The sequence below is a fragment of the Nonomuraea sp. NPDC049378 genome (assembly GCF_055586745.1).
The window spans coordinates 167,015-181,684 of the sequence record NZ_JBVJHP010000020.1 but is presented as its reverse complement, the minus strand read 5'-3'; the positions used below and the strand labels follow the sequence as shown (position 1 = coordinate 181,684).

Annotated in this window: 11 protein-coding genes; 6 read left to right on the top strand and 5 right to left on the bottom strand. The window is 71.7% G+C overall.

All coding sequences use genetic code 11. From position 1 onward, the window contains the following. Positions 1-129 precede the first annotated feature (129 nt). On the top strand, positions 130-1,062 hold the full coding sequence (locus ACZ6SA_RS37070) for a GntR family transcriptional regulator (RefSeq protein ID WP_465833493.1): 933 nt from the start codon (positions 130-132) through the stop codon (positions 1,060-1,062). A gap of 72 nt (positions 1,063-1,134) precedes the next feature. On the opposite strand, the gene ACZ6SA_RS37065 is transcribed toward ACZ6SA_RS37070, so the two are convergent. Together ACZ6SA_RS37065 and ACZ6SA_RS37060 are read right to left on the bottom strand one after the other, a co-directional pair. Continuing rightward, positions 1,135-1,914 (bottom strand): SDR family oxidoreductase, encoded by a 780-nt coding sequence (locus ACZ6SA_RS37065; RefSeq protein ID WP_465833491.1) that lies wholly within the window; start codon positions 1,912-1,914, stop codon positions 1,135-1,137. 102 nt (positions 1,915-2,016) lie between these two features. Beyond that, positions 2,017-2,814, bottom strand: coding sequence for a hypothetical protein (locus ACZ6SA_RS37060; protein WP_347648780.1), 798 nt, complete (start codon positions 2,812-2,814; stop codon positions 2,017-2,019). A gap of 175 nt (positions 2,815-2,989) precedes the next feature. Here ACZ6SA_RS37060 and ACZ6SA_RS37055 point away from each other — a divergent pair, with 175 nt between their 5' ends. From ACZ6SA_RS37055 to ACZ6SA_RS37040, 4 genes are all read left to right on the top strand, one after another. Continuing rightward, complete coding sequence (locus tag ACZ6SA_RS37055) at positions 2,990-4,657, top strand: serine/threonine-protein kinase (protein WP_347648779.1); 1,668 nt, start codon at positions 2,990-2,992, stop codon at positions 4,655-4,657. 7 nt (positions 4,658-4,664) lie between these two features. Further along, a complete protein-coding gene (locus ACZ6SA_RS37050; RefSeq protein ID WP_465833488.1) occupies positions 4,665-6,266 on the top strand; it encodes a serine/threonine-protein kinase in 1,602 nt (533 codons plus the stop codon). A 3-nt stretch (positions 6,267-6,269) separates the two neighbouring features. After that, positions 6,270-7,838 carry a serine/threonine-protein kinase gene (locus tag ACZ6SA_RS37045; RefSeq protein ID WP_347648777.1) on the top strand — a complete coding sequence of 523 codons (1,569 nt, stop codon included), beginning with the start codon at positions 6,270-6,272 and terminating at the stop codon, positions 7,836-7,838. 91 nt (positions 7,839-7,929) lie between these two features. Next, the gene (locus ACZ6SA_RS37040; protein ID WP_465833486.1) at positions 7,930-8,676 is read left to right on the top strand and encodes a hypothetical protein; all 747 of its coding nucleotides are present in this window, start codon (positions 7,930-7,932) and stop codon (positions 8,674-8,676) included. A gap of 30 nt (positions 8,677-8,706) precedes the next feature. Here the strand turns inward: ACZ6SA_RS37040 and ACZ6SA_RS37035 are convergent, their stop codons facing one another. Then, positions 8,707-9,930 carry a cytochrome P450 gene (locus ACZ6SA_RS37035; protein WP_465833547.1) on the bottom strand — a complete coding sequence of 408 codons (1,224 nt, stop codon included), beginning with the start codon at positions 9,928-9,930 and terminating at the stop codon, positions 8,707-8,709. 148 nt (positions 9,931-10,078) lie between these two features. Then, positions 10,079-10,933: an alpha/beta hydrolase gene (locus tag ACZ6SA_RS37030; RefSeq protein ID WP_347648774.1), complete on the bottom strand. Its 855-nt coding sequence runs from the start codon at positions 10,931-10,933 to the stop codon at positions 10,079-10,081. Between the two features lie 113 nt (positions 10,934-11,046). Between ACZ6SA_RS37030 and ACZ6SA_RS37025 the strand changes: the two genes are divergently transcribed. Then, entirely contained in the window at positions 11,047-12,279 is a 1,233-nt protein-coding gene (locus tag ACZ6SA_RS37025; protein WP_347648773.1) for a phospholipase D-like domain-containing protein, read from the top strand. Between the two features lie 22 nt (positions 12,280-12,301). Here the strand turns inward: ACZ6SA_RS37025 and ACZ6SA_RS37020 are convergent, their stop codons facing one another. After that, on the bottom strand, positions 12,302-14,653 hold the full coding sequence (locus ACZ6SA_RS37020) for a penicillin acylase family protein (RefSeq protein WP_465833483.1): 2,352 nt from the start codon (positions 14,651-14,653) through the stop codon (positions 12,302-12,304). Between the last annotated feature and the right edge of the window lie 17 nt (positions 14,654-14,670).

Genomic DNA, 14,670 nt, shown 5'->3' with positions numbered 1-14,670 from the left:
CGTACATCGTATGGACCTGGCGCCCCGATGTGCATAGACCGCGAAAACGAGCGACAGAAAGTGCACTGGTACACGAGAAGGTGACCTAGTACACTGGATCGGCGATGCCGCGTCAGATCCGGAGGTCACATGCCGTCGCGGAAAGAAGCGCCCTACCGGCGGATCGTCGCGGAGCTCCGCGCCCGGATCGAGGCCGGCGACCTGCGGCCAGGCGATCGTGTGCCCTCCATCCGGCAGATCGCCCAGCGCTGGGGCGTCGCGGTCGCGACCGCGACCAGGGTGATGGCCGCGCTCCGCGACGAGGGGCTGGTCGAAACGAAGGTCGGCGCCGGCACGGTGGTCAGCGCCCCCGCGGGCCGGCTGAGTCCCGCCGCCCCGAGACGGCGGCAGGACGCCACCCCCAAACCGGCACTCGACCGGAAGCAGGTGCTCCGCACCGCCATCGCGATCGCCGACGTCGAAGGGCTCGACGCGGTGTCCATGAGGCGGCTCGCTGCCGAGCTCGACGTCGGCCCGATGTCGCTCTACCGCCACGTGGCCGGCAAGCACGAACTCGTGACGCAGATGGCCGACGAGGCCTTCGGCGAACCAGAGCTGCCCGTCCCGGGGCCGGACGGGTGGCGGGCCAAGCTCGAACTGGTCGCCCGCCTGCAGTGGGAGTTGTGCCGGCGGCACCTCTGGCTGCCCAGCGCCGTCTCGTTCATCCGCCCGTTGCTCGTACCCGCCATGATGGCGCACACCGAGTGGACCCTGCGCGCGCTCGACGGGCTCGGGCTGACGATGGCGGCACGGATGCGCGAGGCGCTCACGCTGCACGCGCTGGTCATCCCCGTCGCCCAGTCCATGGCGGCCGAGGTCGAAGCCGAGCAGGAGACCGGCGTGACCCTCGACCAGTGGCGGCTGTCCCAGCGGAAGCGGACGGGCGAGCTCCTCGGCAGCGGGCGATTCCCGCTGCTGGCCACGGCTCAGGAGGACGTGGCGTCGGACTTGGACGGGTTGTTCGAGTACAGCCTTGCCCGCCATCTCGACGGTTTCGCGGCCCTGGTGGCGGATCAGCCCTGACCCCGGAAAAGGTCGCTCATGCACCGCCCGGCGTCCGGCACGCGAGCCGCTCCCGGCAGGTGGCGCCGCCGCTCATGCACCGCCCGGCGTGCGGCGCGCGAGCCACTCCCGGTAGGTGGTCTTCGCGATGGCGGCGCCGTCCTTGGCCACGAGGGCGTCGCCCGAGGCTGCCGCGTACATGCCGGCGCGGTCGTCGGTGACGACGGCGCGGTGGTCGCCACGGGCGGCGAGGGTGATCCTGCCCAGCTCGTCGAGCGCGAAGACCTCCGGGCCCGCGATGTCCCGGGTGCCCCGCACCGGCGCGCCCGCGCTGACGCCGGCCACGGCCTCGGCGACGTCATCCGCGGCGATGGGCTGCAGGCGGGTGGCGGGCAGGCGGACGGTGTGCTCGTCGGAGGTCCAGGACATCACCGTGCCGATGAACTCGAAGAACTGCGTGGCTCGCACGATCGAGTACGGTACGGGCCCGGCCTTGAGCATGTCCTCCTGCAGCACCTTCGCGCGGTAGTAGACCAGGCCGGGCACCAGGTCGGCGCCCACGATGGACAGGATGACCGCGTGAGCGGCGCCTGCCGCCCCGGCGGCGGTCAGCAGGTTGCCCATGGTCGTACGGAAGAAGGCGGGTGAGGTCTCGTCGAAGGCCGGCGGCTTCGTGAGGTTGACCACGACGTCGGCGCCCGTCAGCGCCTCGGGCAGGCCCTTGCCGCTGAGCAGGTCCACACCGGTGGACCTCGCGTGCGGCACCGCCTCGTGCCCGCGCGCGACAAGGATCTCGACCAGCCGGGACCCGATGAGACCGGTCCCGCCGATGACGGCGATCTTCATGGTCTGGCCCTCCTGGCTCGCGAACATGGCGGCCCCCTGCGCTCGTACACGAAGGGCCCCTTCACCGTCCAGACCGGATGACCATGCGTTTCGTGACAGGCCCTCCCCAGGGCGAGCACGCGGGGCGCCTCAGCCCGTGAGGTTCTTGAGGGTCTCCCTGGCGATCTCCTCCACTCCCTGCAGCAGTTCTTCCTCGGGGACGGGCCGGCTGTCCTTGTTCGGAAGGATCTCGCGGCCCTTGTTGTCGGAGCCGTGGAAACGGATGTCGATGGTGGCGTTGCCTCGGACGACGAGAATCCAGGCCATCGCCCTCCGCCTGTCGGTGTGCTCGTTGTAGATCGCGTACGCCCCGTCGCCAAGATCGCTGATTTCCTTGATCTCCCCATATTTCGCGTTGTACGGGGCGTCTTTGGTCTGGCCCGAATCGTCACGCATCGAGCGCCACGAGAAGTCGGCGTCGTCCCGGGCGGAGTCGTTGTCCGGGAAGACGTTGACCTTGACGGTGAAGGAGCGGGACTCGTTGTAGCCGCCCTTCATGTTGTAGCCCTTCTGGTTCCATGCGCAGTCCTTCCGCTTCGCGCCGTAACCGTCCTTGGCCACACCCGGCTCGGACTCGCTCTTGGGCGCCAGCCGCGAGGTCAGGCTCGCGGGGAGCAGGTCGCACACCTCGGGCACGTCCTGCAGCGGCGGGAAGGTGGAGGTCACGGTGGAGGAGGGCGAGGCCTGCGCCGTGTCCTGCGGGGACGCGGTGGGCGGGCTCGCGGTGGGGCCGAGGGTCGGTTCCGCGGTGGGCGGGGTGGCCGGAGCGCCGACCTTGCCTCCGGGGTCGGGAGGCATCGCCACGGGAGGCTGCGTGCCCACGTTCCGCACGGCGATGAGCCCGCCGCCGAGCACCGCGACCGTCGCGGCGGCGGCCATGATGCCCATCGCCCACCCTGGTGGCTTCGAGGTCGACGGCTGCCCGCTGCCCTGGTCCGGCCAGTAGGACGCAGGTGGCACAGGTGGTGCTGTGGTCATCATCGCTCCCGGTGCTCGGACGCATGCGATTGATTGCGGCGTGAAATATAGCGAATTGAAACCTGCCCTCAATACTGTTGGCCGCGTGCCGGGTAACGGGGAAGGAAAAATCGCGGGCCGCTACCGAGTGTTGCAGACACTCGGCCAGGGCGGCATGGGCACGGTATGGCTCGCCCACGACGAGCTCCTCGACCGCCACGTCGCGGTCAAGGCCCTGCTGCTGCCGGAGTCGCTCACCGCGGCCGAACGCGAGGAGGCGCTGCAGCGCGCGACACGTGAGGCGATGGCCGCCGCCCAGCTACGGCACCCGAACATCATCACGGTCCACGACGTCCTCACCCACAACGGCCTGCCCACGATCGTCATGGAGATGCTCAAGGGCCGCGACCTGAAGGACGCCGTGGCCGCGGAAGGCCCGTGGCCGCCGGAACGCGCGGCGGCGCTCGGGCTGCGGGTGCTCGACGCGCTGTCGGCCGCGCACGCCCACGGCATCCAGCACCGCGACGTCAAACCGGCCAACGTGTTCCTGACCGACGACGGACGGGTGGTGCTCACCGACTTCGGCATCGCCCGGCTGGAGGACCAGGCCACGATCACCGAGTCGGGCCTGCTCGTCGGCTCCCCCGGCTACATCGCCCCCGAGCGGCTGCGCGGCGAGCGCGGCGGCCCGGCCTCCGACCTGTGGTCCCTGGGCGCCACCCTCTACTCCGCGGTCGAGGGCCAGGCTCCCTACACCGGCACCTCGCCCATGGCGGTGCTGCGGGACGCGCTGACCCGGCCGCCCCGGCCGCCCGAGCGCGCCGGACGGCTCGGCCCGGTGCTCATGCACCTGCTGGCGCGCGAGCCGTACCAGCGCCCCGACGCGCGGCTGGCAGCCCACCTGCTGCGGCAGGTGGCGGAAGGCGGGCAGGGCGCCGCCCCGCCGTCAGGGTCCACGACCTTACCCCTGTCCGGGTCCCCGTCCGGGCCTCCGTCCGGGCCTCCATCCGGACCCCTGACCGTGCCGCGCCAGGGCGGCAGGCGCGGGCCGGTCCTCGTCGGCGCCGGCCTGGTCGCGGCCGTGGCGGCCGTGGCGGCCACCGTCGTGCTCCTGCCGCGATCGGCGCCGACCACCACACAGCCGACCCCGCAGTCCACCCTGCAGCCCACCGTGACCGCCGGCACGCCTGCCGCCACCTCCGCCCCCGTTCAGACGCCTGCGGCGACACCCTCCGCCACGGCGACGGCCGCGAGGTTCGGCGCGCCCGTCGACGTGTGCGCCCTCATGACGCCCACCCAGGTGCGCACGCTGGTCCCGAAGGCCTCACCCGAGGGCACGAGCGAGGACGAAGGCTGCGCGTGGACGGCGCGCGGCAACGGCGTCACCGTGATCCCGGTGGAGCCGGTCGCGCTGGAGAGCGCGTGGGGACGCAGCGTGGACGAGGCATCGGAGAAGTTCGTCAACAAGCTGAACAGCGCCGAATCCGGCGCGAAGATCAGATGGAACTGGCCTGACATCGGCCTGGAGAAGACCCTCCTTCAGGAGAGCAAGGCGTACACGGAGGTCAACGGCATCGGCGACGAGGCCTTCAGTTACGAGCTGGTCAACACCAAGGGCCAGGTGGAACGGCACGACGTGATCTTCCGTATGAGCAACGTCGTGATGCAGATCGGATACGTCGACGTGAAAAAGATCGGCGACAACGAGGCCATGCGCAAGGGCGCGCGTGACGCCGCCCGATGGGTCGCGGCGGCGCTAGGACGCCAGGGGTGATGATGCGGTGAACCAGCCACGACTCGTGGGCGGGCGCTACCAGTTGATCGCGCAGATCGGCAGGGGCGGGATGGGCGTCGTATGGCGCGCCCACGACACGGTGATCGGGCGCGAGGTGGCGATCAAGCAGGTGCACCTGCCCGCGAACCTCTCGCCGGACGATCACGCGCGGCTGCGCGAGCGCACCCTGCACGAGGCGCGCGTCGCGGTCCAGGTCAGGCATCCCGCCGTGGTCGCGATCCACGACGTGGTCGTGGAGGGGGCCGAGCCGTGGATCGTCATGGAGCTCGTCAAGGGCCGCTCCCTCGATGAGGTCGTGAAGTCGGGCGGGCCGCTGTCACCGCAGTGGGCCGCCTCGATCGGGCTGTTCGTGCTGTCCGCGCTGGCCGCCGCGCACACGCGCGGGCTGCTGCACCGCGACGTCAAGCCGGGCAACGTGCTGCTCGCCGACGACGGCCGCATCCTGCTGTCCGACTTCGGCATCGCCACCAGGGCCGGCGGGCAGCAGGGCGGCGCGCCCATGGGGACACCCGGGTACACCGCTCCCGAGGCGCTCACGGAGGAGCCCGGCCGGGCCGCCGGGCCCGCCGCCGACCTCTGGTCGCTCGGGGCGACGATCTACACCGCCGTCGAAGGCGTGCCGCCGTTCGCCCGTCCTACCGCCATGGCCACGCACGGCGCGGTGATGACCGAGCCGCCCAGGCCACCCCAGCGGGCGGGCGCGCTGGGGCCCGTGCTCATGCGGCTGCTGGAGAAGGAGCCCGCCCAGCGCCAGGACACGGTGGCGTTGCGGGCGGCCCTGCAACCCCTCACCGGCGGCACCGCCGCCACCATGCCCGCGGGCTCGCACCAGGCGTCCTGGGTGCTGCCCAGACTCCCGGTGTACGGGTCCGCCGCGGCCGTGCTCGCCGTCTTCGTGACGGCGGTCGCGCTCATCCTGACCACCACCCCGCCCGCCACCTCGACCACTCTGGCGAGCACCGCGGCCCCCACCACACCGCCCACCGCGCCCACCACCGCGCCCACCACTGCGACAGGCCCGACGACGACCGCGCCCACGGGCACGCCCGCGCCGACCGCCACGGGCACACCCGTCGCGCGCACGCCCGGCAAGTTCACCGCCATCCCCCGGCCCTGCCAGCTGCTCACCAGGGACCAGGCCACCGAGGTCGTGGGCAAATACCTGACCAGCAGCGTGGAGCCCACCGTCAAATGCACGTGGGCCAGGTCGCGCGACGACAAGAGCCTCTCGCTCAACCTCACGCTCTTCCTGTATCCGCAGCAGGGCGACGGTTACGAGACCAAGCTGGCCGAGGAACACGTGCAGGGCGCCAGGGCCAAGGCCGAGACGGAGGCCGGACGCGGCGGCAGCGGCGGCGAGCAGGGCGAGGTCTTCGAGATCACCGGCGCGGGCGACGGGGCCGTCGGCTGGGAGAAGAGCGAGACCACGTTCAGCACCAAGAAGTCCTCGGTCTACTCGGTGTTCAGGACCAGCAACATCGTGGGCGAGATCCGCTTCACCCGCAACGTCGAGAAGGAGCCGGGGTTGCGCGAGAAGACCGAGAAGGCGATCAAGCACCTCGTCCAGAACCTCGACGCCAAGGCCTGACCGATGCACGTGATCGCCGGTCGATACCAGCTGCTCGCTCCCCTGGGCGCGGGCGGCGCGGGCACGGTGTGGCGGGCCCGCGACACGGTGCTGGGCCGCGAGGTCGCGGTCAAGGAGGTGCGCCTGCCCGCCGACCCGGCCAGGAGGGACAGAGCGCTTGCGGACACGCTGCGCGAGGCCCGCGCGGCGGCGTCGCTGAACCATCCGGCGATCATCACCGTGCACGACGTCCTCGCCGAGCAGGGACAGCCGTGGATCGTCATGGACCTGCTCCCGGGCCGGTCCCTGGCCGATCTCCTGCGGGAGAGCGGCAGGCTGCCGCCCGGCCAGGTCGCGTCCATCGGCCTGCGGGTGCTCGACGCGCTGGAGGCGGCGCACCGGCGCGGGATCCTGCACCGGGACGTGAAGCCGGGCAACGTGATGCTGACCGACTCCGGCGAGGCCGTCCTCACCGACTTCGGCATCGCCGCGCACATCGACGACACCCCGAGCGCGACCGCGGCGGCCGGGCGGCCGGGGGCGGCCGGCTCGCCGGGGTACGTCGCGCCGGAACGCCTGCGCGGCGAGCCCGCTGGGCCGGCCTGCGATCTCTGGTCGCTGGCCGCCACCCTGTACACGGCGGTGGAGGGGCGCAGCCCTTTCCACCGCGACTCCCCCATGGCGATCGTCGCGGCGGTGCTCACCCAGCCCCCGCCGCCCCCGGTCAACGCGGGACCGTTCGGCGGGCTGCTGGCGGCGATGCTGGACAAGAACCCGGCCGCGCGCCCCCACCCGCAGCAGGTCAGAGCGGCACTCCAGCCGATCGCCGCTCCCCTGCCGGCGCGCCGCTCGGCGATGACGGCGACCACGATGCCCGTCCCCTCCAGGAAGAGCAGGCTCCCCGTCGTGCTCGGTGGCCTGGCCGCCGCCACCGCCGTCACCATCACGGCGGTGGTCCTGGTCAACGCGTCCGCCACCACCGGCCCTCCGAGGAACACGCCGGTCGCCCAGGTCCCGCCCTCCTCGCACCCGCCGGTCTCCACCCCGCGGCCGCCGGCTTCCGCCCCGGCGACCACGCCCGCCCCCGCGCCGAAGGGTGACGGCCGCTTCGCCGCGGCGCCCGAGGCCTGCCGGCTGGTGAGCGACCAGGAGGCCGAGAAGATCATGCCCGGGATGCGCAGGCGTGCGGGCGGCCTCGACACCACCAAGTGCGACTGGGCGGTCGGCATGTTGAAGGACGTCGTCAACATCCACATCACGCACTCGCCGCAGGTGGCGACGGCAAAGAAGATCCTGACCAGCAGGAAGCGGGCGCAGGCCTCCAAGAAGGGCAGCGCGCAGGGCAGCACCTACCAGGCCGTGCGCGAGCTCGAAGGCCTCGGGGACGGGGCCTTCGCCCAGAACTGGTGGTCGACCCTGTTCCCGCAGGCCCACAGCATCGTGTGGGTACGCGTCAGCAACCTCGTCGTCGAGATCGACTCGACCGCCGCCGACAGTGCCGAGCTGAAACCCGAGCAGCAGGACCGAGCGGTCAAGGTGGCCCGCGCGATCGTGGACGCGCTCGGGGATGTCCCGTCGACGGAGACCGGCTGATGCGCGCGGCGTTCACCCAGAAGTCCCCGAGAGGAGGAGTGGCGTTCCCCCGGGCTCCGCGGACGACCGGAGCCCCGCGCCACGGAACGACATGAACGAGGTACCCACCCCGCCCCGCTCCCCCCGGCCCGGCGGAGTCCGGGTGACGCCCGGCCTCCTCAGCGGGGCCATGGCGGTGCTCGTGCTGATGGTGTTCACGGTCGCCTTCCTGCTGACGAGGCAGGAGCCGCCGCCCGCGCCGCCGGGTGAGCCCGTCTCCGCGCGGACGAAGCCCTCGTCCGCGCCGCCCAGCACGCAGCCCCCGCCCAGCACGCAACCCCCGACGAGCGAGCCGCCCCCGACCGGTGAGGCGAAGTTCTCCGGCGACGTCGACCCGTGCGAGCTCCTCAGCAAGGAGCTGCTGACCAAGCTGGTGGTCTTCCCCAAGCAGCAGAAGATCTACAAGGAGGAGTGCGAGTGGACGACCCTGCCCTCGTACGGGGCGGGGCTTCCCACCAACATGACCTTCAGGCTGAAGGTGTACACCAAGGTGTTCCCCGACGGGGTGACGCAGGCACACGAGCAGTTCGTCGCCCGCCGGCACGAGGCGTCGCTCATCCCCCAGGGCTACACCAAGGCCGAGCCGGCGGTCGGGGACGACTCCTATGTCACCGCGTACACGCTGGAGGGCAGCGACAGGGGGCCCACGAAGGCGGTCGTGGGGGTCCGGGTGAGCAACGCGGTGGTGGAGGTCGAGTATGACCGCTCCGTCACCGAGGACGCCGAGGGCAGGCTGACCGCGGGCGCGCTGGAGACGGCCCGCGCGGTCGCGGAGAAGCTCGGCGGCGGCGGGGGGTGAGAGGGCCCGGGGCGGCGCCCCGGGCCGTTTTCAGGACCAGGTGACCGGCAGCGCATGCACGCCGAAGATGAGCATCTCGTTGCGGACCGGCACCAGGTCGGCCGGGACCGCGAGGCGCAGATCCGGCAGGCGGGAGATCAGCTCGCCCAGCCCTATGCGCATCTCGACCCGGGCCAGCTGCTGACCCAGGCACTGGTGGATCCCATGGCCGAAGGCCAGGTGCGGGGCACGCGAGCGGTGCACGTCGAGCGCGTCGGGATCGGACCAGTGCCGCGGGTCACGGTTGACCTCGGGCGTGGCGATCACGACGGTCGCGCCGGCCGGGATCTCGACGCCGCCCAGCGTCACCGGCTCCGTGGTGACCCGGCTGACCCCTAGCTGGATGATCGACAGAAACCGCAGCAGTTCCTCCACCGTGTTGTCGATCAGGCCGGGATCGGCACGCAGCGCCGCGAGCTGCGCGGGATGCTCCAGCAGCGCGAACATGCCCAGACCCAGCATGTTCGCCGTGGTCTCGTGGCCCGCGTTGAGCAGGATGAGTGCGACGTCGACCAGTTGCGCGTCCGTCAGGGGCGGGTCGGCGTCGTGGACGAGCCCGGACAGCAGGTCATCGGCGGGGTTCGCGCGCTTGCCCGCCACCAGCTGCTGCATGAACGCGTAGAGTTCGGCGCGCGCGACGGCCCGCTCCTCCGGGGTCGCGTTCGCGTTCAGCCCGATCGACGTACGCTTCTGGAACAGCTCGCGGTCGGCGTAGTCCACGCCCAGCAACTCGCAGATGACCAGCGACGGCAGCGGCAGCGCGAACGCCGGCACCAGATCGGCCCGCGTGCCCGCCGCCTTCATCGCCTCGATGTGCTCGACCGCGATCTCCGTCACCCGCGACTCCAGCTCCCGCATCCGCCGCACCGTGAACTGGCCCGTCAGCAGCCGGCGCAACCGGGTGTGCTCCGGCGGGTCCATGAAGACGAAGAGACCGTCCTGCCGCTCCGCCACCTCCGGTTTCCGCGGCTGCGCCTCCATCTCGGACACCTCGTGCGGCTGCAGCGACGTCGCGTCGCGGTGGCGCACCTTGTCGGCGCTGAAACGCGCGTCCGACAGCACCGTACGGGCCTCCTCGAACCCCGTCACCAGCCACGCCCGTGCGCCGTTCAGCAGGTCCAGCGGCCGGACCGCGCTCTCGCCCCGCAGGCCCGGCGGCGGATCGAACGGGCAACGCCCTCGCTCCACCAGGTCCGCCGGCAGGATCCGCCGCATCTCCGTAGGGTTCACGCTCGGAGACTCCTCGGTCACGCTGTCTTCGGCCATCAGCACGTCCTTGCTCTCGGTCGAGGTCACCAGAAGACCCTACAAAGATGCACGGCGCGCATCAATGCTCGTCGTGCAAGAAAACGCGGTGTCGGGGTCAGTCCCCCTTCACGGAGCAGATCGCCGATCCGATCACGGCCGTGACCTTCTCCGGATGCGAGATCAGGGTGAGGTGCGAGCCGCCCGCGAACTTGGTGATCTTCGAGCGGGCCCGCTGCGCCATGGAGAGCTGCGACTCGGGCGTGATGATCCGGTCGCCGGTGCTGACGAAATACCAGGACGGGATCCTCTTCCACGCCGCCGCCCGCGACGGGGTCTGGAAGGCGCTGGTCGAGGCGGCCCGCTGCGTCGCCCACAGGCGAACGGCGGTGTCCTTCGGCAGGTCCGAGGCGAACGAGCCGACGAAGACGTCCCGCCTGAGGTACAGGTCCTTCGCTCCCTCGGGCGCGTTCGCGTACGACGCCGTGTCGTAAAGCTCGGCCGGGTCGCCGTTGAGCACGGAGCCCGGACCGCTGAGCTGGGCGGTGGTCTCCCCCGTGTCCGGCATCGCCGCGTCGACGTACACCAGGGCCTTGACGTTCGGGGCGTTCGCGGCGGCGTTCGTGATGACCGAACCCCCGTAGGAGTGCCCCACCAGGACGACGGGCCCGGAGACGGTCCTGAGGAAGTCCGCGACGGTGGCGGCGTCGCCGTCGAGGCCCCGCAGCGGGTTGGCGATGGCGCGCGCCGGGTAACCGGCCCGGCGCAGGGCGTCCACCTCTCCGTTCCAGCTGGAGGTGTCGGCCCACGCTCCGTGGACCAGGACGACCGTCGGTTTCGTGGAGCCCGATGACGGGCCCGGTGACGGGCCCGATGACGCGCAGGGCACCGGGGCGCTCGCGTGGCCCGCGGCCGGGTGCGCCGCGGTTGTCAGCGTGGCCAGGAGCACGATCGTCTTCACGGCGCGGCTCATCTTCTCTCCCCCAGTCGCACGCTGACCAGGGACGTCTCCTACCGCGAGAGCCGCACGCCTAACGGGGAGGAGACCTAAAGCGAACGTATATCGTGCCGGGCTAAGGTCTCGCCATGCTCTCGCGTGACATCATGGCCGCGGCCATCGCCCTGCCCCTTCTGTGGCCCGGCACGGCCGGTGCGCAGACCGCACGCCAGGCGCCGCTCGGAGCCGTGTTCAACAATCCCGGCACGGCGGACGCAAGCAAGATCGTCGATCAGTTGATCACGCTGATCGGCGGCGCGGCGGCGGGCTCGGACATCAGGATGACGGCGTTCGAGTTCACCGACTCCGACGTGCTCGCCGCCCTCAAGGCCGCGCACGCCAGGGGTGTCAACGTCAAGGTCCTGGCCGACGGCGGCGCCAAGGACAGCGACCAGTTCAAGGAGCTCGCCACGGCGCTGGGCGGCGACACGAGCCGGCCGTCGTGGGCGAGCCACTGCCGGCACGACGGCAACTCCTCGACCGCGTGCATCGGCGACGTCCCCGGCGACGACGGGTCGAAGATGCACAACAAGTTCTACCTGTTCTCCAGCACCCTCGGCAGCTCCGACGTCGTGATGCAGTCGAGCGCCAACCTCAAGAAGGGCGGCTCGGGGACAGGGCAGTGGAACAGCTCCTACACCCTCTCCGACAAGGCCGTCTACGACGCCTACCTGGCGTATTTCGACGACCTGGTGGAGATGGAGCTGATCCCCGACTACTACGAGACGCACCCGCCGGTCGAGACGCCGGCCATGAAGCTCTATTACGCGCCCCGCGAGGACGGCGACACGATGTACAACATCCTCGGCCACGTCACGTGCAAGGGCAACACGGAGGGCGGCACGACCGGGGACCACCGTACGATCATCCGGGTCTCCACCTGGCACATCGCGCGGACGGCCGTGGCCAGGCGGCTGTGGGAGCTGGACCAGCAGGGCTGCTACGTCGACATCGTCTACCGGCACGCCGGCAAGGCCGCCCTCGAAGCGCTGCTGAAGCCGCCGAACGGCTATCACGGCCCGGAGATCCGCACGTTCGCGGACGCCCCGGGAACGCACCAGAAGGACCTGCTGATCGACGGCACGTACAACGGCGAGATCAACCAGAAGGTGGTCTTCACCGGCAGCATGAACCTCAATCCCTCCTCGCTGCGCGAGAACGACGAGACCATGCTCCGCATCACGGACCCGGAGGTCCATCGGGCCTTCAAGTACAACTTCTGGGACGTCCGGGAGGCCGCCGACGTCGACGTCCAGACCAGCAAGAAGCGGGCGGCGCGTTTGCCCGCCACGGTCGAGTCCCCCGGCGAACGATCGGAGTGAGCGCCGCGCCGCCCGCCCCCGACTAGCGCAGCGACGTCGTCACCAGCTGCGGGCTCGCCTCGATCTCGGCCTCGGTGAACCGTTCGGTCACCCACTGCCCGCGCGAGAACAGCTCGGTCTGGTCGGCGTGGTGCGGCGAGGCCGCGTTGGCCGACAACGAGTACGTCAGCACGGTGCGGGTGCGCGGCCCCTCCGGGGTCAGTTCCACGGCCATCATGAAGCTGGAGCCGGTGTTGACCTCCGGGTAGCGGCCGTCCTCGCCGAGCGGGCCGCCCGTACGGATCCGGTCGAAGCACCCCTCCCCCTCGGTGCACCCCGGCACCGCGACGGCGCCGTACCGCTGGGCCTGCCCCGGCGTGAGCGTCAGCGGGACGTCGTTGGCCGTGAAGAACTGCACGGCGTCGGCCAGCGCGGTCCGCACCACCGGGACGGTGATGTCGAGCCCGCGCGGCGTGGTGAGCGGGTGCTCGGCGTCGAACGGCACCTTCCACCAGCTCCTCGGCGGAGCGATCGACCCGTCGGGCCGTCTCTGCGGGCCGTTGAGACCCATGAAGAACTCCCGCCACAGGATCGCGCCCCGGCTGCCGAGGCGGGCGCGCCCGTCCCATGCCGCCAGCGTGGCGCAGGCCCGGCGGACGTCGACCTTCTCGCCGTCGCTCGCCGTCATCACGGGCTCGGCCCGGCACAGCGCGCGCAGATCGCGGCGGAGCAGTTCGGCGCTCAGGTTGCGCTTGCCGGTGGCCACCTTCTGGAGGGTCTCCAGGGTGAAGCCGGGCGCGCCGAGCCCGTCGTCGCCCGACAACCGCTGCGCGATCATGTCGAGGCCGACCCGGGTCCGCAGGTCCCGCATCGTACGGACGTTGCCGTAGATGTGCGGATAGTCCGTGAGCGGGGCCTCGGGGTTGGTCAGCCAGGGGCTGGCGTTGGCGTTCGCCACGTAGTCGGCGCGGACCAGCCGGGGCTGGGCGGCCGGGCCGAAGATGCCCGGCTCGATCGCGTCCGCGTCCTCGCCCCACAGGCAGTCCGACCTGGAGCCGTCCAGGATGAGCGGCTCGGGGTCGTCCTCGGCGCGGCAGCGCTCCGCCTGCTCGTCGGTGACGTGCGGGACGACCGAGGCGTCGGCGAAGTACGCCTGGCCGCCGACGTCCGTGGCGAGCGTGTAGACGAAGGGCATGCCCTGGTACGTCTCCTGCGCGCGCCGCAGGGCGGCCACGTCGGGCGCGGCGCCCATGGCCAGCCACTCGTCGGCGAACCGCAGGTTGACGGCGTTGGCGTCGGCCAGGGCGATCGCCGTCTCCTCCGTCCAGTCGTTCGCCAGCACCGGCCCGTACCTGGAGGTGAACAGGGTGGTGGTGACGGGCCTGACCGCGCCCTGGGCGTCCCGGACGGTGACCGTGACCTCCTGCCTGCCCATCGGCTCCGGCCTGCCGTTCACGAGGTACGTGGTGCGCTGCCCCGGCGCCAGCTCGAGCTGGTAGAGGGTGAAGCGCTGGGCGTGGGAGACGGTGTGCGTCCAGGCCATGCTCGCGTTGTGGCCGATCTGGACCATGGGGGTGCCGTAGAGGCTGCCGCCCGCCACGTCGAGCAGGCCCGGGATGGTCAGGTGGACCTGGTAGAAGCGGCGGCTGCCGTTCCACGGGAAGTGGGGGTCGGCCAGCAGCATGCCGTGGCCGCCTCGGGTGGCCTCGCGCCCGAGGGCGTAGGCGTTGCTGCCGGGGGCGGTCACCCTCTTCGACGGACGCTCCCCTCGCGACTGCCCGGAGGCGGCGATGGCCTCCTTGAACTGGGAGCTGCCGCCCAGGCGACCGAGGTCGAGCAGGTTCATCCAGACGTCCGTGGCCGTGATGGGGCCGACCCACGTCTTGCCCCGGCAGGCCGGGTCGGGCAGCCTGGCCACGCCCGTGTCGCTCAGGTAGCGGTTGAACCCGGCGACGTAGCCGTCCACGAGCGCGCGCAGCGCGGCGCTGGGGCCGTGGGGCGCCGGGCGGGCGAGCACCCGGCGCAGCGCGCCCGACGCCTCGACGCTCTTGTAGTACACGTCGCTGGCCAGGTTGGAGATCGGGTCGGTGACGTCGTCGGACATCGCGTCCGCGCCGAAGTGGCGCGACCGCTCGCCGCGCAGGGTGAGCGCCCACGAGGCCATGACGCACAGGTTGTCCTGCGCGAACGCGTAGCCGTAGCCGTAGCCGAGGCCGCCGTGGTCCTTCGCGGAGATGTGCGGGATGCCGTACTCGGTGCGCCTGATGTCGGCGGCGTAGCGGCCTTCGGCGGCTCGCGCCGGGGGGACGCCGCTCCCCGGCGCCGCGACGAGGAGGGCGCCGGCCGCTGCCGCTACGAGCGCTGCGGAAGTCCGCCGGAGGAGGGTCATGGTCATCGGCAGTCCTGTTCGGT

Excerpts from the sequence above, each read along its gene's own strand:
- ACZ6SA_RS37060 (WP_347648780.1), bottom strand. The coding sequence starts at position 2,814 with ATGGGCATCATGGCCGCCGCCGCGACGGTCGCGGTGCTCGGCGGCGGG.
- ACZ6SA_RS37025 (WP_347648773.1), top strand. The coding sequence starts at position 11,047 with ATGCTCTCGCGTGACATCATGGCCGCGGCCATCGCCCTGCCCCTTCTG.
- ACZ6SA_RS37030 (WP_347648774.1), bottom strand. The coding sequence starts at position 10,933 with ATGAGCCGCGCCGTGAAGACGATCGTGCTCCTGGCCACGCTGACAACC.
- ACZ6SA_RS37020 (WP_465833483.1), bottom strand. The coding sequence starts at position 14,653 with ATGACCATGACCCTCCTCCGGCGGACTTCCGCAGCGCTCGTAGCGGCA.
- ACZ6SA_RS37045 (WP_347648777.1), top strand. The coding sequence starts at position 6,270 with ATGCACGTGATCGCCGGTCGATACCAGCTGCTCGCTCCCCTGGGCGCG.
- ACZ6SA_RS37070 (WP_465833493.1), top strand. The coding sequence starts at position 130 with ATGCCGTCGCGGAAAGAAGCGCCCTACCGGCGGATCGTCGCGGAGCTC.
- ACZ6SA_RS37035 (WP_465833547.1), bottom strand. The coding sequence starts at position 9,930 with ATGCGGCGGATCCTGCCGGCGGACCTGGTGGAGCGAGGGCGTTGCCCG.
- ACZ6SA_RS37065 (WP_465833491.1), bottom strand. The coding sequence starts at position 1,914 with ATGTTCGCGAGCCAGGAGGGCCAGACCATGAAGATCGCCGTCATCGGC.
- ACZ6SA_RS37040 (WP_465833486.1), top strand. The coding sequence starts at position 7,930 with ATGAACGAGGTACCCACCCCGCCCCGCTCCCCCCGGCCCGGCGGAGTC.